Genomic DNA, 17,563 nt, shown 5'->3' with positions numbered 1-17,563 from the left:
CATATAAAACTTGGTTTCAAATAGTGAAACCCTCGCGAGACGCGATGGAAATTCACAGGCCAGGTTTCGTGGAAGCATAGGGAGGAAAACATGCGTTCCATTCTCACCTCCGTGATGGCGATCGCCATCGCGGTGCCCGCTGTGGCACAGCAGCGCGATCTCGTGATCAACTTCGATGACCTGAACCCGGCGCCCAAGGCCGCGTTCGAGGCCGCCATCGCGCAGTTCGCCGAAGAGAACCCCGACATCAACGTGATCACCAACATCAATGATCGCGAAGCCCACAAGACGGCGATCCGGAACTTCCTGACCGCGGACGCGCCGGACGTGACCTCCTGGTACCCGGGCAACCGCATGGCGCCCTTCACGGATACTGGCCTCTTCCAGTCCGTCGATGATGTCTGGGACGAGAATGGCCTCCGCGAGACGTTTGCGGCCATCGAGCCTACGATGACGCGCGACGGTGTCACCTACGGTGTGCCCTATTCCTACTACCAGTGGGGCATCTACTACCGGAAGGACGTCTTCGACGGTCTCGGTCTCGAAGAGTTTGAAAGCTGGGACGACATGCTCGCAGGCTGCGCGGCCATGAAGGAAGTGGGCGTAACCCCCTTCACCATCGGCACGCAGTTTCTTTGGACCGCGGCGGGCGTCTTCGACTACATCAACCTGCGCACCAACGGCTATGACGTGCACAACGCGCTGACCGATGGCGAGATCGCCTACACGGACCCGCGCATCGTGCAGACGTTCGCGAACTGGGAGCAGCTCATCAACGAGTGCGGCTTCGTCGAGAACCACGCCTCCATGTCCTGGCAGGATGCGCTGGCACCGTTCGTGAATGGCGATGCCGGCATGTACGTGATGGGCAACTTCGCCGTGGCCGCCATGAAGGATGCTGGCCTCACCGACGACCAGATCGACTACATGCCGTTCCCGTCCATCAACCCGGAAGTGGCGCGTGCCGAGGAAGCACCGGCGGACGCGTTCTTCATCCCGACGAACGCAACGAACGTCGAAGATGCCAAGAAGTTCTTGGCCTTCGTGGCGCGTGCGGACGTGCAATCCGAGTGGAACGAGACCATCGGTCAGCTTCCGCCGAACTCCGAGGCGACGGTGTCCGATGACAAGTTCATCCAGGAAGGCTTCCAGACGGTGTCCACCGCGGCGGGCCTCGCGCAGTTCTATGACCGCGACGCACCGGCAGCCATGGCCTCCGAGGGCATGAAAGGCTTCCAGGAGTTCATGCTGGACCCGTCCAAGAAGATGGAAATCCTCGAGCGCCTCGATACCGTTCAGGCCGAGGTCTACTAGGATCAGACGTGGCAGGGCGCGTGGCGACGCGCGCCCTGTTTTCCCTCGGCGGTGCGCAGTGCGCACCCTACGTGCCTCATTCCGTAGGGTGCGCACTGCGCACCAACCGCCAACGACCAAGTCTCATCTGCCCTCAAACAAGACGGAGACCCTGCCATGGCCGTCACCGACACATCACAGATGACAGTAGACGCCGCGCCGAGAGCGGGCTGGGTCAAGCGCAACAAACTCTCCATCGCACCGTGGTTCTTTCTTGCACCGGCGCTTGTCTTCTTCGCGATCTACGTCGTCATCCCGATCTTCGAGAGCCTTTACCTCTCGCTCTTCGAGTGGAACGGGCTCTATGACGCGCAGGGCAATTCCACCGCCGTCTATATCGGCTTCGACAATTACGTGAAGCTTTGGGACGATCCGAACTTCTGGACCTCGCTGCGCAACAACGTCGCCTGGCTGGTGCTCTACATGCTGGCCGTGCCAGTCGGTCTTTTGATCGCGCTCTTCCTCAATCAGGATGTGCCGGGCATGCGGCTCTACAAGTCGCTTTTCTTCTTTCCCTTCGTCATCAGTCAGGTCGTCGTGGGCCTGATCTTCGGATGGTTTTACAACCCCGATTTCGGCGTCGTGGGCACCGTCTGGAAGGCGCTCTTTTGCGAAGAAACGGTGAACTTCATCGGCAATGTGACCTTCACCTGCTCGCGGCCCGCGCCCGATATCCTGTCCTCGCCGGAATGGGCCACCTACGGCATCATCGCCGCCGGCCTCTGGCCGCAGATCGCCTATTGCATGATCCTCTACCTTACCGGGCTCAACAACGTGGCGAGCGACCAGATCGAGGCCGCGCGGCTCGACGGCGCCAAGGGCTGGAAAATGCTCTGGTACGTCGTGCTGCCGCAGCTGCGTCCTGCCACGTTTATCGCCGTCGTCGTGACCGTCATCGGCGCGCTGCGAAGCTTCGACATGATCGCGATCATGACCCAGGGCGGGCCCTTCGGGTCCACCAACGTGCTGGCCTATTACATGTTCGAGGTGGCCATCTCCGAGTTCGGGGAGCGGTACGGCTACGGCTCGGCGGTGGCCGTGGTGCTCTTCGCGATCATGCTGATCTACATCTCCTACTTCCTGTGGCGGATGTATCAGGACGAGAAGGGCACGCGATGATCACGCGCGCCGATGTCGATGCCATGTGCGCAGCCTTGCCCGGGGCGCGTTACTCTGAGCCGCCGGAGCTCGTGAGCTGGAAGGTCGGCGACAAGATGTTTGCCTGCTTCGGTGACTTCGAGGGGGAATTCGGCGGTGTGTCGGTGAAAACCGCTGACATCGAGACCGCGCAAATGCTCATCGATGCCGGCGAGGCCATCAAGGCTCCCTATTTTCATCGCAGCTGGGTCCGTCTCGATTTCGGCTCCACCGACCGTGGCTATGCCGAGCACCGTATCCATGTCTCCTACGACCTCATTCGCAAGAGCCTGAAAAAGGCCGTCCGCGACGCATTGCCGGAAAGGAGCGCCTGATGTTCCCACGCCCCATCGCCGCCGCCTCCCCCAAAGGGATCAGCTACCAGGCCTTCTTGCCGGTGGCGTTGCTGATCTGGCTCATCCCGCTCATCGCGATCTTTCTTACGTCGATCCGGCCTGGGTCTGACATCAATTCAGGCAATGTCTTCGGATGGCCCTCGCAATTCGTTCTGTTCGAGAACTACACCGCCGTCTTCACCCAGAGCCAGGCGGGTCTCTACCTCCTGAACTCGGTCCTCATCACCGTGCCCACGGTGCTCATTTCGGTGACGCTCGCGTGTCTCGCGGGCTATGCTCTGGCGATCTATCGCTTCCGCGTGGCGCTGCCGCTCTTCTTTCTTTTCGTGGCGGGCAACTTCATCCCGTTCCAGATCCTCATGGTGCCGGTGCGTGACATGTCCGTTCAAACCGGGCTCTATGACACGATCGCGGGCCAGTTCCTCTTCCATGCCGCGTTCCAGACGGGCTTCTGCACGCTCTTCATGCGCAATTTCATCAAGGCCCTGCCCTTCGATCTCATCGAATCCGCGCGGGTCGAGGGCGTGAAGGAATGGCAGATCTTCTGGTTTGTCGTCTTGCCACTCGTGCGTCCCGCTATCGCAGCGCTCGCGGTGCTCATATTTACCTTCGTCTGGAACGATTTCTTCTGGGCAAACGTGCTCACGCAGGGCGAACAGGCGAAGCCCATCACCGCAGGCGTCCGGGCACTGAACGGCCAATTCGTCAACAACTGGCATCTCGTCTCCGCCGCCTCGCTTCTGGCCGCCGTGCCGCCCGTGGTCATGTTCTTCGTTATGCAGCGTCACTTCATTGCAGGGCTCACCCTCGGGGCCGTGAAGTAACTTGCAGACCTGGAGACTAGACACGACCCGACAGACCCTCGTTCTGGCGGCGCGGGAGGGTCGGCTTCCCGAGATCGTTTATTGGGCCGATGCGCTTCCGATGAACGAGGATCTCGGGGCGCTTGCTGATGCCCATGCCATCGACCGGAGCGGCGGCATGCTTGATGCCAATCCCGATCTGTCGATTTGCCCGGAGGCGTCACGGACCTATCCGGGTCATCCCGGGCTCATCGCCCACGGGGTCGACGGCTCTCCGTTATTGCCGAGTTTTGCCTTCCAGCGAGAGGCCCGACCCTCCGCGGATGCTCTCGACCTCATCTACTCAGACGAAAATCTGGGCCTCACCTATACGGCGCGCTTCGCCGTTGATGCCGCCACGCACATGATCACGGCGGAGGCCGCGATCGAGGCGACGGAACCGATGCGCCTGCACTGGCTGGCCGCGCCCGTCTTCCCCGCATCGCAGCACTCGGACCACATGACCGATTTCGCAGGGCGTTGGTGCCGCGAGTTTCAGGCCGTCGAGACAGCATGGTCGCCGGGCCAGCGCGTGCGAGAGAACAGGACCGGGCGCACCGGGCACGAGCACTTCCCGGGGCTGATTGTCCGCGGGCGCGGCGCGACGAATACGGGTGGTGATGCTCACGCGTTTCACTACGGCTGGTCCGGTGGGCACAGGATGATCGCAGAGGAGCTGCCGGATGGGCGCCGACAGATACAGTTTGGGCACGCACCCGGACTGGAGACCGCGCCGGCCACGAGCTTTCGCACCGCGACCCTCTATGCCACCTACTCCCCAGACGGTCTGAACGGCTGCGCGACGTCCTTTCAAAGCCACCTTCGGGATCGCGTCCTCGAGCTTCCGGCCCCCGCGCGCCCGCGGCCGGTGCATTACAATTGCTGGGAGGCGGTGTATTTCAAACACGACCTCGCAACGCTCAAGGACATCGCGACGCGTGCCGCGGCCCTCGGTGCCGAGCGCTTCGTGCTCGATGACGGTTGGTTCGGCCGGCGGGATGACGACACCACGTCGCTGGGCGATTGGGACATTGATCGCCGAAAATGGCCGGACGGGCTCACACCGCTGATCGACCATGTCCGAGCGTCGGGTATGCATTTCGGCCTTTGGTTCGAACCCGAAATGATCAATCCAACCTCGGATCTTTATCGCGCCCACTCTGATTGGGTGCTCGGCCCCGCCGATCAGACGCTGGGCCGCCGGCAGATGGTCCTCGACATGGCGAGGCCAGACGTGCGCGCCCACCTCTTCGAGAAAATCTCAGGCATTTTGGACGCGCACGAGATCGACTACGTGAAATGGGATCACAATCGCGTCCTGCCGCTGCCGGACGCAGCGCAAACCCGCGGCACCTATGCCTTGCTGGACGACCTGCGCCAGAGGTTTCCGGCGGTCGAAATCGAAAGCTGCGCATCCGGAGGGGGCCGTATCGACGTCGGCATCTTGAGCCGCACGCATCGCGTCTGGCTCAGCGACTCCAATGACGCGCTCGAACGTCTGCGCATCCAACACGACGCCGCTCTTTTTCTGCCGTCGATCGTCACAGGCTCCCATGTGGGCCCGAGGCACTGCCACACCTCGGGCCGCGTCCATGACATCGCATTCCGCGCGTGGGTTGCCGCCCAGCGCCACATGGGCTTCGAGATGGACCCGCGAGAGCTTGATGCCCGCGAAGAGGCTGTGCTCCGCCGGGTCACGGAGTGGTACAAGGCCAATCGGGACTGGATGCACCGCGCCCGCATCCTGAGGCTCGACAGCGCCGACCCAGCCGTTCTGGCAGAACAACAGCTCGCCCAGGATGGCGCACGCTTCGTGGTCTTCGCTGGGACGCAAGACACGTCCACCCAGATCGCGCCGCGTCCTCTCAGGCTCACGGAGCTCGAGCGAGACGCACGCTACCGCCTGCGCCTTGTCAGCCGCGATATGGCGCCGGGACCATCCCGTGGTATGCCAGCCCTGAAGAACGATGACATCGAGACATCCGGCGCCTGGCTCATGGGTCACGGGGTCACGCTGCCTTGCGTCAATCCCTGCACGATGTGGGTCCTGGAAGGAGAACGCCTATGACATCAGCGAACTATCCCGATCTCGATGGCGCTTCCGTCTATATCACGGGCGGCGGATCAGGCATTGGCGCGGCACTCACGGAAGGGTTCCTCGCCCAAGGGGCCAAGGTGACCTTCATCGGCCGCTCGGATGCGAGCGACTTTGTAGACGAGATGGCGGATAAGCACGGCAACCGCCCGCTCTTCATCCAGGGCGACATCACCGACACTACCGCTCTCCGGGCCTCGATGGACGCCGCGGCGGCACAGCATGGGCCCATCAAGGTGCTCGTGAACAACGCGGCCAATGATCAGCGCCACACGACCTCTGCCGTCGACGAGGATTTCTGGGATTGGATGATCGCCATCAATCTCAAGGCATATTTCTTCGCATGCCAACACGTTCAGGCCATGATGCAGGGCGGCGGCTCGATCATCAATTTCAGCTCGATCAGCTACATGATGGGCAATGCCGGATACCCGATCTACACGGCCGCCAATTCGGCGATCAACGGCATGACGCGCAGCCTCGCGCGCGAATTCGGGCCTGAAAAGATCCGTGTGAACGCGCTCGCCCCCGGCTGGGTGCTGACCCAGAAACAGAAGGACATGTGGGTCACCGAAGAGGGCCTTGCTGCGCATCTCGAACGCCAATGCCTGAAGGATACGCTGGCGCCCGAAGACATCACGGGCGGCGTCCTCTTCCTTGCCTCCGACAGTGCGAAAATGATGACCGGGCAATCGCTCGTCATCGATGGCGGGGTGGTGGTCACCGGATGAGCAGCGCCGTCCAAACTGCTGACTGGATCGCCGTGGACTGGGGCACCTCCAACCTGCGCGCCTGGGCCATGAGCCGGTCAGGGACGGCGCTTTGGTCCGGCGGGTCGGACATGGGCATGTCCGCCCTCGCGCGCCACGATTTCGAAGGCGCATTGCTCGAGGTCGTCGCACCGTCGCTCGGCACCGAGCCGCTCGATGTGGTCGCCTGCGGCATGGTGGGCTCGCGTCAGGGCTGGGCGGAAGCCCCGTACACAGCATGCCCCTGCCCGGCCCGGCCGTCGGGCTTTACCCGAGCACAGACCAACGATCCGCGGCTCCGCGTGCACATCATCCCGGGCGTGAAGCAGGAAACCCCCGCTGACGTCATGCGCGGAGAAGAGACACAGATCGCGGGCTTTCTTGCGCTCAATCCCGGATGGGATGGTGTCATGTGCCTGCCGGGGACGCACACGAAATGGGTCGAGGTGAGCGCCGGCGAAATCGTGAGCTTTCAGACCGCCATGACCGGGGAGCTGTTTGCCCTTCTTTCAACCCACTCCGTGCTCCGGCATTCCGTTGCGCCGGAGGGCTGGGACGCGGACGCATTCTCGGAGGCGGTGGATGACGCGATTTCAAAGCCGGAGCGGCTCGCGGCACGGCTCTTTTCTCTGCGCGCCGAGAGTTTGCTCCACGATCTTGGCGGAGCGACGTCGCGCGCACGCCTTTCCGGGTTTCTCATCGGGGCAGAGCTCGCTGCGGCCCGTCCCTATTGGCTGGGCCGCGACATCGCAGTCATCGGCGCGGCGGCCATCGCCCGGATCTACGGAGACGCCCTCGCGGCGCAGGCCGTTCCAGCGACCATTGCCGACGGCCCGGCCATGACGCTCGCGGGGCTCAACGCAGCCTACAAGGAGTTACGGTCCTGATGTCGCGTCCGATCATCGCCATCCTGCGGGGCATCACCCCAGCCGAGGCTGTCCCTGTCACTGCTGCGCTGATCGAGGCCGGGATCGACCGGATCGAAGTTCCGCTCAACTCGCCGGAGCCTTTGGCCTCCATCGCGGCCATGGCGGAAGCCCATGGATCAGACGCGCTCATCGGCGCAGGGACTGTCCTCTCGGAAGCAGAGGTCGCGTCCGTGAAGAGTGCCGGCGGCGCTCTCATCGTCGCGCCCAATTGCAACCCGGCGGTGATCTCAGCCACCCGCGCCGCGGGCATGCAATCCTGGCCGGGGATTTTCACGCCGAGCGAAGCCTTCGCTGCACTCGCGGCAGGCGCGACGGGGCTGAAGCTCTTTCCCGGCAATATGGCTGGCCCGGGCGGCCTCAAGGCCCTGCGGGCGGTGCTGCCCAAGGGAACCGAGGTCTTCGCCGTGGGCGGCGCGGGCCCAGAGAACTTCTCGGACTGGCTCGCCGCGAGCGCCGATGGCTTTGGCATCGGCTCGGCGCTCTACACGCCGGGCATGTCTCCGAGCGAGGTCGGCGACCGTGCCCGCGAGATCGTGTCGGCATTCGAGGCGGCCCATGGCTGAGATTTACGATGCTCACGCTTGCACGCTCGGCGAGGGGCCCCTTTGGCATCCCGAACGCCAAGAGCTCTTCTGGTTCGACATTATCGGTAAGAAACTGCGGACGCGGGACCGCACCTGGCCCTTCGAGGAATACGTGTCCGCCGCAGGCTGGGTGGATGCCGATACCCTCCTCATCGCCTCGGCGAGCGCGCTCAGCCGCTTTGACATCGCCAGTGGCGAATCCGAGCCGCTGGTCCCACTCGAGGCGGAAAACCCCGTCACGCGCTCGAATGACGGGCGTGCGGACCCGTGGGGCGGCTTCTGGATCGGCACGATGGGAGTAAAGCTGGAGCCGGGCGCCGGCGCGATCTACCGATTCTATCGCGGCCACCTCCGCAAGCTTCACGGCGAGATCACCGTGCCCAATGCGATCTGTTTCGCCCCAGACCGCAGCGCCGCGTATTGGTGCGACACGGAGGATCAAAGGATCATGCGACAGCCGCTTTCGGCCGAGGACGGCTGGCCGGACGGCACCGCCGAAACACTGATCGACCTGCGCGGGACAGACTTCCGGCCCGACGGCGCTGTGACCGATGCCGACGGCAATATTTGGAACGCGCAATGGGGCAGCGCGCGCGTGGCCTGCTATGCGCCGGACGGCCGTTTCCTGCGGGCGGTCTCCGTGGGCGGGGCACAAAGCTCCTGCCCTGCATTCGGCGGCCCAGACCTCTCGACGCTTTACGTGACCACGGCAGCGGAGGGGCTTACGGGCGACGCGGAAGGCAGGACGTACATGATTGAAAATGCGGGTCTTGGGCGGCCTGAATACCAGGTGATCCTGTGAAACGATCCATCGGGGTGTGCTACTACCCGGAGCACTGGCCGCGCGCCATGTGGGAGCGCGATGCCGCCGAAATGATCGAGACGGGCATCTCCTGGGTCCGGATCGGCGAATTCGCATGGTCGCGCATCGAGCCTGAGCCGAACACCTTTCGATGGGATTGGCTCGACGACGCGATCGCGGTGCTTCAGAACGCCGGCCTCTGCGTGATCCTCGGCACGCCCACCGCCACGCCCCCGCGCTGGATGCTGGAGAAGCACCCGGACATGCTCGCCCACGACGCAGAGGGGCGGCCACGGGGCTTTGGCTCCCGCCGTCACTACTGCTTCTCTCACGACGGCTATCGGGACGAAGCCCGCCGCATCGCAACGCTCTTTGCCGAGCGATACGGGAGCACGGTCGAGGCCTGGCAAACGGACAACGAGTACGATTGCCACGACACGGCGCTTTCCTACTCTCCGAGTGCAAAGTCCGCCTTCCAGGATTGGTGCGCGCAACGCTACCAATCACCCGATGCTTTGAACCGGGCCTGGGGGAACGTCTTCTGGTCGATGGAGTACGGTGATTTCTCGGAGATCGGCCTGCCGAACCTCACAGTCACCGAGCCCAATCCCGCCCATGTCCTCGCCTTCCGGCGTTTCTCCTCGGATCAGGTGGCGCGTTTCAACCGTGTGCAATGCGAGGCGATCAGGGCCCATTCCGCCGCGCCGATCATCCACAACTTCATGGGCCGCATCACGGCCTTCGACCATTACGACGTCTCCGCCGATCTCGATATCGCGAGCTGGGACAGCTACCCGCTGGGCTTCCTGATGGACCGCAACGATGCGCCGGACGCGTTCAAGGCGCGCTTCGCGCGGCAGGGCGATCCGGATTTTCAGGCCTTTCACCATGATCTCTATCGCAGCTGCGGGGCCGTGCGTGAGAAGGCGCCAACTCGCGAGGGCCGCTGGTGGGTGATGGAGCAGCAACCCGGACCGGTGAACTGGGCGCCGTGGAACCCCGCCCCGCTGCCCGGCATGGTGCGGCTGTGGGCCTGGGAGGCCTTTGCCCACGGCGCGGAGACCGTGTGCTATTTCCGCTGGCGGCAGGCACCCTTCGCCCAGGAGCAGCACCACGCGGGGCTGCGCCTACCGGATGACGCGCCCGCTCCCGGCCAGTCCGAGGCCGCTGCCGTGGCGCGCGAGATCGAAGAGCTCCCGGATGTCGGCACCGCTGCGGCGCAGGTCGCGCTGATTTTCGATTACGAAAGCGCCTATGCCTGGGAAGCCCAACCGCAAGGCGCGGATTTCGACTACTTCCATCTTGTCTACGAAACCTACCGCGCATTGCGGGCTGCTGGTCTCAACATAGACATCGTGCCCCCCGATCAGCCCTCATTTGAGGGCTACACGCTCATCTTCGCGCCCGGGCTCCTTCATATCGATGCCGCGCGGCAATCGGTACTCAGGGCATCTGGCGCAACCCTGGTTCTTGGGCCACGGACCGGACTGAAAACACCGGAACTCTCGATCGCCCTTCCACTCGGGCCCGGTATCGAGGGCCTCGATGCGCGGGTCACGCAGGTCGAGAGCCTGCCGCCAGCCCAACCGATTTCGCTTCCGGAAGGCGGTGCGATCTGGAAGTGGTTTGAGCATCTCGAGGGCACAGCCCCGGCGGAGGAGCTCACCGCCGATGGCCAACCGGTGCTCGTGGGCACAGGAAAGTGCCACTACCTCGGTGGATGGCCCGATCCTGATGCCATGGCGCGCATCGTCCGACGCTTGGCGGAGAAAGCTGGATTGACGCCTATGGCTTTGCCGGAGGGCCTCCGCGTTCGGGACACCGATCAACACCGTTTCTGGATCAACTACGGCGCCGAACCAGTGACGTTCGATGGCCGCACGATCGGCGCGGCGGACATCCTTTGGGAAAAGCTCTGATGCCTGTTTTCGGCGTGACGACAGACAGGCGCCAAGTCGAAGCCGTCACCATCCGCAGTGACGCTCTCGAGGCGACAATCCTCACCTACGGCGCCGTGCTCAACGATGTGCGCCTCGCTGGTCTCGACCGCCCGTTGACGCTCGGCTCACCGGACCTCGCCGCCTACGAGGGGCCGCTGGAGAGCTTTGGCTCTGTCATGGGGCCCGTCGTTAACCGGATCAGGGGCGCGCAGGCGATCATCGCCGGTCGCTCGCATGCGTTCGAGACGAATTTCGAGGGCAAGCATACGCTTCACTCCGGACGCACGGGAAGCCATAGGCAGGTTTGGGATATCGAGGCGCAATCCGGGTCGTCAGTGTCGCTCATCCTTCGGCTCGAAGACGGCGTCGGTGGCTTTCCGGGCCATCGCTGGGTGCGCGCCATCTACACCGTCGAAGGCGCCTCTCTCTCCCTCGAGATCACCGCGGAAAGCGACCGCCCCACGCTCTTCTCGTTTGCAAATCACAGCTACTGGGCGCTCGACGGACTGGGCTTCAAGGGCCACAACTTGCGCATTCCTGCCGGTCGCTACCTCGTGGCCGGAGATGACCTCCTGCCGACCGGAACGCTCAATCACGTGGATGGCACACCCTACGACGCACGGGCCGGACTGGAGCTAGCCGGTGACGCCTCGCAGTTCTTCGACCTGAATTACTGCTACTGCGAAGGCGACCGCGCGCTCCATGAAGTGGCGCAGCTGAGCGGCACGTCGGGGGTCAGCATGACCATGGAAACGACGGCCCCCGGCCTGCAGGTCTACGATTGTGGCACGATCGACGGCGCAGGCTTCGCCACCCATCATGGCGCCGCCTATGGCAGGTATTCCGGTCTCGCGCTCGAAGCGCAGCGCTGGCCGGGCGCCACGACGCACGCGCATTTTCCAAAGATCGCCTACCGCCCCGGAGAACGCTTTCACCAGCTCACACGCTGGAGCTTCGCCTCCTGAAATCCCGCTTACTTCGGGCGAAGTCCGGCGCTAGGCTCGCGACACCAGTTTCGCAGGAAAGCCGCACCCATGCGTGATCACGCCTTCACGAAGTCCCAGAATGCTCGGCACCTCTGGCATCCCATGGCCCATCCGGGGGACATGGCCGCCAATGCGCCGAAGATCATTGCGAGCGCGGATGGCTGTTGCATCACAGATATCGACGGACACAGCGTCGTTGACGCGGTGGGCGGTCTCTGGTGCGCAAATCTCGGCTACTCGAACGCGGCCGTCAAAGAGGCGATCGCGCGCCAACTCGATACCCTGCCCTACTACTCCGCCTTCGGCGGCACGACGAACCCGCCTGCCATCGAAGCGGCCCATGCGCTCTGCGCCTTCTTTGCCGAAGATGGCATGGCGCGGGCCTTCTTCACCGCGGGAGGCTCCGACAGCGTCGAGACGTCGCTCCGCCTCGCCCGGCAGTACCATCGGCTCAGAGGCCAGCCCACGCGGACGAAGTTCCTGAGCCTAAAGAAAGGCTATCACGGCACGCATTTCGGAGGCGCGTCGGTCAACGGGAACCCGCGCTTTCGCACGGCCTACGAACCGCTCCTGCCGGGCTGCTTTCATTTGCCCTCGCCCTACCCCTACGGGAACCCCTTCAACGAGACAGACCCCGCCCGGCTGGCCGAACTCGTGGCGCAAGCCTTCGAGGACGAGGTGGCATTCCAGGGCGCAGACACGATCGCCGCCTTCATCATGGAGCCGATCCAGGGCGCAGGTGGCGTGATCGTGCCCCATGAAAGCTTCATGCCCCGGATGCGCGAGATCTGCGACCGGCATGGGATCCTGATGATTGCCGACGAGGTGATCACGGGCTTTGGCAGGTCCGGCCACGCCTCGGGCTCACGGCACTGGGGCGTGAAGCCCGACATGATGTGCACGGCCAAGGGGATCACCTCAGCTTACTTTCCGGTGGGGGCATGTCTCGTCAGCGAGAAAGTCGCCGACGCCTTCGAGAGTGACCAGTCAGGCGAGGGCGCGATCTTCCATGGATACACCTATTCCGCGCATCCCGTGGGAGCGGCGGCGGTCGTGGCCTGCCTGGCCGAGACAGAGCGGCTGGACGTGGCAACGAATGCAGCAGCCCGCGGCAAGCAGCTCCATGACGGCGTCCGCAGGCTCATGGCGCGCCACGGGATCATCGGCGATGTCCGGGGAGGCCACGGTCTGATGACCGCGATCGAGGTCGTCAGTGACCCGCAGACCAAGGCGCCCATGGACGCGGCCACGATGAAGCGCATCTTCGACGCCACCTATGATGCAGGGACGATGGTACGCCTGAGCGGGCACAATTTCTTCATGTCGCCGCCGCTCGTTATCACGGAGGCCGAGATCGACCAGATCCTCGCGAGCCTCGAGGCCGGGTTCGCCGCGGCTTAGGCGCCGCGGCTGCCCCAGCCGCCTCCGCCCGGGGTCTCCATCCCGTAGACACTGTTTGCGGGGAGGTCGATTTCATCGTCGCCCTTTTGCGGAACGATCGAGCCATCCGGCAGCTCCGCCCAGTTGCGCCCCACCTGCCCCGACGCGCCGCCATCGCCGCCGAAGGGCGGCACGACCCGGTGACCGCAAAGCGTGGTGACCGTCACCGGCGCGAGAAAGCGGATCCGTCGCAAGCAACCCGCGCCGCCGCGCCACTTCCCTGCCCCGCCAGAGCCCTCTCGAATGCGCCATTCCTCGAGGCGCACGGGGAAGCGGTGCTCGAGGACCTCGGGGTCCGTTGCGAGCGTGTTCGTCATATGGGTCTGTACGGCGTCGCACCCGTCGAAGCCCGGGCCCGCGCCGGTGCCTCCGCAAATCGTCTCGTAGTTCTGGAAGTCGGCATTGCCCCAGACGAAGTTGTTCATCGTTGCCTGGCTGCCGGCGATGACACCGAGCGCGCCGAAGAGCGCGTTGCACGCCGCTTGGCTGACTTCCGTATTGCCCGCGATAACGGCGGCGCCCGGTGCAGGATTGAGCATGGAGCCCTCGGGCACGATGATCTCGATCGGGCGCAGGCAGCCCTCGTTGAGCGGGATATTCTTCTCAATGAGTGTGCGGAAACAGTAGAGGACGACCGCGCGTGTCACCGCGAGCGGCGCGTTGTAGTTCAGCGGGTGCTGGGCCGCGGTCCCGGTTAAATCGACGGTGGCGTTCCCGCTCTCCTCGTCGATGCTCACCGACACTTCGATCCGCTGCCCGCCGTCCATTGCGTAGCTGAACCGCCCACCCGGCAGGCCGCGGATCACCCCGCGCATGGTCTCCTCCGCGTTTTCCTGCACCCGGGCCATGTAGCGTGTCACGGAGGCCTCTCCGTGGCGCGCCACGAGCGCGAGGAGCTCCGCGCGACCGGTCTCGTTGGCTGCGACCTGGGCCTGCAGATCGGCGATGTTCTGATCAATCGCGCGACATGGGTAGCGCCCCGAGGCCAGCAGGGCGCGCATCTTGTCTTCAAGGAATGCACCCCGGCGGAGGAGCGGCTGCGCCGTGATGACGACGCCTTCTTCCTCGATGGTGGTGCTGTCCGGCGGCGCGGATCCCGGCGTGCGGCCACCGATATCGGCGTGGTGCCCGCGGGATCCGAGCCAATAGACGGCCCGGCCTCCGACGAAGACCGGCGTGACGACGGTGACGTCGGGCAGGTGCGTGCCGCCCGCGTGGGGCGCGTTCAGGACGAAGGCGTCCCCCTCCTCGGCATCGGGGAAGGCGGCCATGACCGTCTGCACGGCATGGGACATGGATCCGAGATGGACGGGCACGTGTGGCGCGTTGGCCACCAGCTCTCCTGCCCCATCGAAGATCGCGCAGGAAAAATCGAGGCGTTCCTTGATGTTCACGGACCACGCCGTGTTGGCCAGCGTGGCACCCATCTGATCAGCGACGGACATGAAGAGGTTTGACATGACTTCGAGCATCACCGGGCTCTCGGCGGGATCGTGACGCTCAGCAGCCGTATCGACGCGGGTCAGTATGAGATTGCCCTCCGCATCGAGCGCGGCCTGCCACCCGGGCTCGACAATGTTGGTTCCGGTGGGCTCCGTGATGATGGCCGGTCCGGGAATGGGCGTCTCGGGATCAAGGGCGGCGCGGTCGTAGAGCGGGGCCGTCTGCCAGCCCTCGGCGTAGAGTGGCACGGTGGCATGCGCTTTGCCGCGGCCCGTCTCAAAGCTCGTCTCCGGGCGCTCCCCGGTCGCCCCCACCGCCTCCGCGGCGACGAGCTCGATCTCGATCTTGCGTTCAGGAGAGGTGAAGCCGAAGCGGGCCCTGTGGGTGACTTCGAAGTCCCGCTGCATCTGCGATGCCTCCCCGAACGCCACCTCGAGGGATTGATGGGCGCCCTGGTATCGAAGATGCGCGCGCGGCAGCACCTCTTCACTGGAGGCGCCTTGCGCGCGGACTTCGGCTTTTGCAGCGGCGCTCAGTTCGGCGACCGCGTCCGCGGCCCCTGCATAGCCCTCTTCGAGGGACGCATCGACCTGCGCCTCCTTGATGACACGGATATCTGCGAGCCCCATGCCGTAGGCCGACAGCACGCCGGCGAGCGGATGGATCATGACCCGGCCCATGCCCAGCGCCTCGGCCACGAGACAGGCGTGCTGCCCTCCGGCCCCGCCAAAGCTCTGCAGCGTGTATCCCGACACATCGTGACCGCGCTCGACGCTGATCTTCTTGATGGCGTTGGCCATGTTGTCGACGGCGATGCGGAGAAAGCCCTGCGCGGCCTCCTCGACGGACATGCCCGCCTCTTCGGCGAGCGGCGTGAGCGCCGCGCGGGACGCCTCGAGATCGAGCCTTTCATCACCCTCCGCGCCAAAGACTGGCGGGAAATGGTCCGGATTGAGCTTGCCGAGGACGACGTTGCAGTCCGTGACAGTGGGCGGCCCTCCCCGGCGATAGGCCGCGGGGCCGGGATCGGCGCCTGCGCTCTCGGGGCCCACTTGGAAGCGGCCATCCCGGTAGCTGCAGATAGACCCGCCGCCTGCCGCAACCGTGTGGATATCCATCATGGGCGCACGCATGCGGACACCGGCCACCTCGGTTTCGAAGCTGCGCTCGTAGTGCCCTGCGAAGTGGCTCACATCCGTGGAAGTGCCCCCCATGTCGAAGCCGATCAGGCGGTCATGGCCCGCCGCGCGCCCGGTCTCGACCATCCCCACGATGCCGCCCGCGGGGCCGGAGAGGATTGCGTCCTTTCCCTGGAATTGGGCGGCATCCGCGAGGCCGCCATTCGACTGCATGAAGAGAAGCGCCTCGGTCGCGTGGCCGAGATCGAGCGCGCCGGAGACCTGATCCACGTATCGGCGCAGCTTTGGCGAAAGGTAGGCGTCGACGACCGTCGTGTCGCCGCGGGCCACGAGCTTGGACAGGCGCGAGGTGGCGTGGCTTGTCGAGATCTGTGTGAAGCCGATCTGGGCGGCGAGTTCGGCGACACGCGCCTCGTGCGCAGGGTTCACATGGGCGTGCATGAACGCGATGGCCACGGCGTGCAGGCCTGCGTCGTAGGCATCCTTCAGTGCGGTGCGCGCCGCGTCCTCGTCGAGCTCTCGCACGACTGCGCCCTCGGCATCGAGCCGCTCGGGCACCTCGGCCACCCGCTCCGACAAAGGCTTCGGGCGCCTGATCTCGAGCGCGAAAAGCTCGGGGCGGGTCTGATACCCTAGCGTGAGCAGGTCCCCGAACCCCTCGGTGATCATCAGGAGCACGGGGTCGCCCTTGCGCTCGAGCAAGGCATTGGTGGCCACCGTCGTGCCCATCTTCACTGCGCCGATGGTGCCGCTCGCAAGCGTCTCGGATCCCACCAGATCGCGGATCCCCTGCACAGCGGCATCCGCGTAGCGCTCCGGGTTCTCCGAGAGCAATTTATGCGACAGGAGCTGCCCGTCCGGGGACTTGGCGACGATATCGGTGAAGGTGCCGCCGCGGTCGATCCAGAACTCCCATTTCGCGGCCATGGCCTCTTCCTCCTCGACGGGCGCGCCCCGCGGGGCTACCTCGCGGTTCAATCACAGCCATCAAGGAGAGGCCATGCCTGCCGCGTTCCACCTCTTTCCCTACCTGAGCGACAATTACGGCGTGCTCGTGCGCGACGAGGCCACGGGGGCCTGCGCCTGCGTGGATGCTGGCGAGGAAGGCGCCGTCTTCGCAGCCTTGGAGGAGACCGGCTGGGAGCTCAGCGATCTCTGGATCACGCATTGGCACCACGATCACACCGATGGTCTCGCCGCGGTCAAGGGGCGCACGAGCTGCAAGGTCACCGGCCCCGCCTACAAAGGAGGCAAGAACTTCGATTTCGATCGAACCGTCTCGCATGGGGAGAGCTTCATGCTCGGTGACACGCGGGTGGAGGTGCTTCACACGCCGGGGCACACGAAGGACATGGTGAACTACTACCTGCCCGAGGACGGCGTTGTTTTCAGCGGTGACACGCTCTTTGCCATGGGCTGCGGGCGGGTGTTCGAGGGCACCCACGAGGAGATGTATCGCAGCATGGAAATCCTCCGCGGCATGCCCGTCGACACGGTCGTCTATGGCGGCCACGAATACACGGTGGCCAACGCACGCTTCGCGGTGACCGTGGACCCCGCGAACGCGGCGCTGAAGGCCCGCGCCGCGGAAGTGAATGCCCTGCGGGCCGAGGGAAAGCCGACCATGCCCACCACGATGGCCCTTGAGCTCGCGACGAACCCCTTCCTGCGATACGGGGATGCGGAGCTGCGCGCCCATCTCGGAATGGTGGGCGAGCCCGATGCGGCTGTTTTCTCGGAGCTTCGATCGCGGAAGGACGCGTTCTGA

14 protein-coding genes are annotated in these 17,563 nt (G+C 64.8%); 13 read left to right on the top strand and 1 reads right to left on the bottom strand.

Annotated elements, in window-relative coordinates; translation table 11 throughout:
* The first annotated feature begins 90 nt into the window (after nucleotides 1–90).
* The 12 genes from AAFM92_15955 (at nucleotide 91) to AAFM92_15900 (ending at nucleotide 13,174) form a co-directional block, all read left to right on the top strand.
* On the top strand, nucleotides 91–1,314 hold the full coding sequence (locus AAFM92_15955) for an extracellular solute-binding protein (GenBank protein ID MEL7301871.1): 1,224 nt from the start codon (nucleotides 91–93) through the stop codon (nucleotides 1,312–1,314).
* A 156-nt stretch (nucleotides 1,315–1,470) separates the two neighbouring features.
* Nucleotides 1,471–2,472, top strand: coding sequence for a sugar ABC transporter permease (locus AAFM92_15950; GenBank protein ID MEL7301870.1), 1,002 nt, complete (start codon nucleotides 1,471–1,473; stop codon nucleotides 2,470–2,472).
* The gene (locus tag AAFM92_15945; GenBank protein ID MEL7301869.1) at nucleotides 2,469–2,825 is read left to right on the top strand and encodes an MmcQ/YjbR family DNA-binding protein; all 357 of its coding nucleotides are present in this window, start codon (nucleotides 2,469–2,471) and stop codon (nucleotides 2,823–2,825) included. Before AAFM92_15950 ends, AAFM92_15945 begins: the two co-directional genes overlap by 4 nt.
* Nucleotides 2,825–3,670 carry a carbohydrate ABC transporter permease gene (locus tag AAFM92_15940; GenBank protein ID MEL7301868.1) on the top strand — a complete coding sequence of 282 codons (846 nt, stop codon included), beginning with the start codon at nucleotides 2,825–2,827 and terminating at the stop codon, nucleotides 3,668–3,670. The genes AAFM92_15945 and AAFM92_15940 overlap by 1 nt, the downstream gene beginning before the upstream one ends.
* 1 nt (nucleotide 3,671) lies before the next feature.
* Nucleotides 3,672–5,756 (top strand): alpha-galactosidase, encoded by a 2,085-nt coding sequence (locus tag AAFM92_15935; GenBank protein MEL7301867.1) that lies wholly within the window; start codon nucleotides 3,672–3,674, stop codon nucleotides 5,754–5,756.
* The gene (locus AAFM92_15930; GenBank protein MEL7301866.1) at nucleotides 5,753–6,514 is read left to right on the top strand and encodes an SDR family oxidoreductase; all 762 of its coding nucleotides are present in this window, start codon (nucleotides 5,753–5,755) and stop codon (nucleotides 6,512–6,514) included. Before AAFM92_15935 ends, AAFM92_15930 begins: the two co-directional genes overlap by 4 nt.
* Nucleotides 6,511–7,419: a 2-dehydro-3-deoxygalactonokinase gene (locus tag AAFM92_15925; GenBank protein MEL7301865.1), complete on the top strand. Its 909-nt coding sequence runs from the start codon at nucleotides 6,511–6,513 to the stop codon at nucleotides 7,417–7,419. Before AAFM92_15930 ends, AAFM92_15925 begins: the two co-directional genes overlap by 4 nt.
* Complete coding sequence (locus AAFM92_15920) at nucleotides 7,419–8,024, top strand: 2-dehydro-3-deoxy-6-phosphogalactonate aldolase (protein MEL7301864.1); 606 nt, start codon at nucleotides 7,419–7,421, stop codon at nucleotides 8,022–8,024. The genes AAFM92_15925 and AAFM92_15920 overlap by 1 nt, the downstream gene beginning before the upstream one ends.
* The gene (locus AAFM92_15915; GenBank protein MEL7301863.1) at nucleotides 8,017–8,847 is read left to right on the top strand and encodes an SMP-30/gluconolactonase/LRE family protein; all 831 of its coding nucleotides are present in this window, start codon (nucleotides 8,017–8,019) and stop codon (nucleotides 8,845–8,847) included. Before AAFM92_15920 ends, AAFM92_15915 begins: the two co-directional genes overlap by 8 nt.
* The gene (locus AAFM92_15910) at nucleotides 8,844–10,766 is read left to right on the top strand and encodes a beta-galactosidase (GenBank protein ID MEL7301862.1); all 1,923 of its coding nucleotides are present in this window, start codon (nucleotides 8,844–8,846) and stop codon (nucleotides 10,764–10,766) included. Before AAFM92_15915 ends, AAFM92_15910 begins: the two co-directional genes overlap by 4 nt.
* The gene (locus AAFM92_15905; GenBank protein ID MEL7301861.1) at nucleotides 10,766–11,752 is read left to right on the top strand and encodes an aldose epimerase family protein; all 987 of its coding nucleotides are present in this window, start codon (nucleotides 10,766–10,768) and stop codon (nucleotides 11,750–11,752) included. Before AAFM92_15910 ends, AAFM92_15905 begins: the two co-directional genes overlap by 1 nt.
* A gap of 69 nt (nucleotides 11,753–11,821) precedes the next feature.
* Entirely contained in the window at nucleotides 11,822–13,174 is a 1,353-nt protein-coding gene (locus tag AAFM92_15900) for an aminotransferase class III-fold pyridoxal phosphate-dependent enzyme (GenBank protein MEL7301860.1), read from the top strand.
* Here the strand turns inward: AAFM92_15900 and AAFM92_15895 are convergent.
* Entirely contained in the window at nucleotides 13,171–16,722 is a 3,552-nt protein-coding gene (locus AAFM92_15895) for a hydantoinase B/oxoprolinase family protein (protein MEL7301859.1), read from the bottom strand. The two genes, AAFM92_15900 and AAFM92_15895, sit on opposite strands and share 4 nt — an antisense overlap.
* 73 nt (nucleotides 16,723–16,795) lie before the next feature.
* On the opposite strand from AAFM92_15895, the gene gloB reads away from it, so the two are divergent.
* Nucleotides 16,796–17,563 carry a hydroxyacylglutathione hydrolase gene (gene gloB, locus AAFM92_15890; protein ID MEL7301858.1) on the top strand — a complete coding sequence of 256 codons (768 nt, stop codon included), beginning with the start codon at nucleotides 16,796–16,798 and terminating at the stop codon, nucleotides 17,561–17,563.

The sequence above is a fragment of the Pseudomonadota bacterium genome (assembly GCA_038533575.1).
Lineage (GTDB): Bacteria > Pseudomonadota > Alphaproteobacteria > Rhodobacterales > Rhodobacteraceae > Shimia_B.
Note: the sequence above shows the minus strand (reverse complement) of the source record. Positions and strands in the feature narration are given on the sequence as shown.

Excerpts from the sequence above, each read along its gene's own strand:
- AAFM92_15940 (MEL7301868.1), top strand. The coding sequence starts at position 2,825 with ATGTTCCCACGCCCCATCGCCGCCGCCTCCCCCAAAGGGATCAGCTAC.
- gloB (MEL7301858.1), top strand. The coding sequence starts at position 16,796 with ATGCCTGCCGCGTTCCACCTCTTTCCCTACCTGAGCGACAATTACGGC.
- AAFM92_15895 (MEL7301859.1), bottom strand. The coding sequence starts at position 16,722 with ATGGCCGCGAAATGGGAGTTCTGGATCGACCGCGGCGGCACCTTCACC.
- AAFM92_15945 (MEL7301869.1), top strand. The coding sequence starts at position 2,469 with ATGATCACGCGCGCCGATGTCGATGCCATGTGCGCAGCCTTGCCCGGG.
- AAFM92_15905 (MEL7301861.1), top strand. The coding sequence starts at position 10,766 with ATGCCTGTTTTCGGCGTGACGACAGACAGGCGCCAAGTCGAAGCCGTC.
- AAFM92_15950 (MEL7301870.1), top strand. The coding sequence starts at position 1,471 with ATGGCCGTCACCGACACATCACAGATGACAGTAGACGCCGCGCCGAGA.
- AAFM92_15900 (MEL7301860.1), top strand. The coding sequence starts at position 11,822 with ATGCGTGATCACGCCTTCACGAAGTCCCAGAATGCTCGGCACCTCTGG.
- AAFM92_15915 (MEL7301863.1), top strand. The coding sequence starts at position 8,017 with ATGGCTGAGATTTACGATGCTCACGCTTGCACGCTCGGCGAGGGGCCC.
- AAFM92_15925 (MEL7301865.1), top strand. The coding sequence starts at position 6,511 with ATGAGCAGCGCCGTCCAAACTGCTGACTGGATCGCCGTGGACTGGGGC.
- AAFM92_15920 (MEL7301864.1), top strand. The coding sequence starts at position 7,419 with ATGTCGCGTCCGATCATCGCCATCCTGCGGGGCATCACCCCAGCCGAG.
- AAFM92_15930 (MEL7301866.1), top strand. The coding sequence starts at position 5,753 with ATGACATCAGCGAACTATCCCGATCTCGATGGCGCTTCCGTCTATATC.
- AAFM92_15955 (MEL7301871.1), top strand. The coding sequence starts at position 91 with ATGCGTTCCATTCTCACCTCCGTGATGGCGATCGCCATCGCGGTGCCC.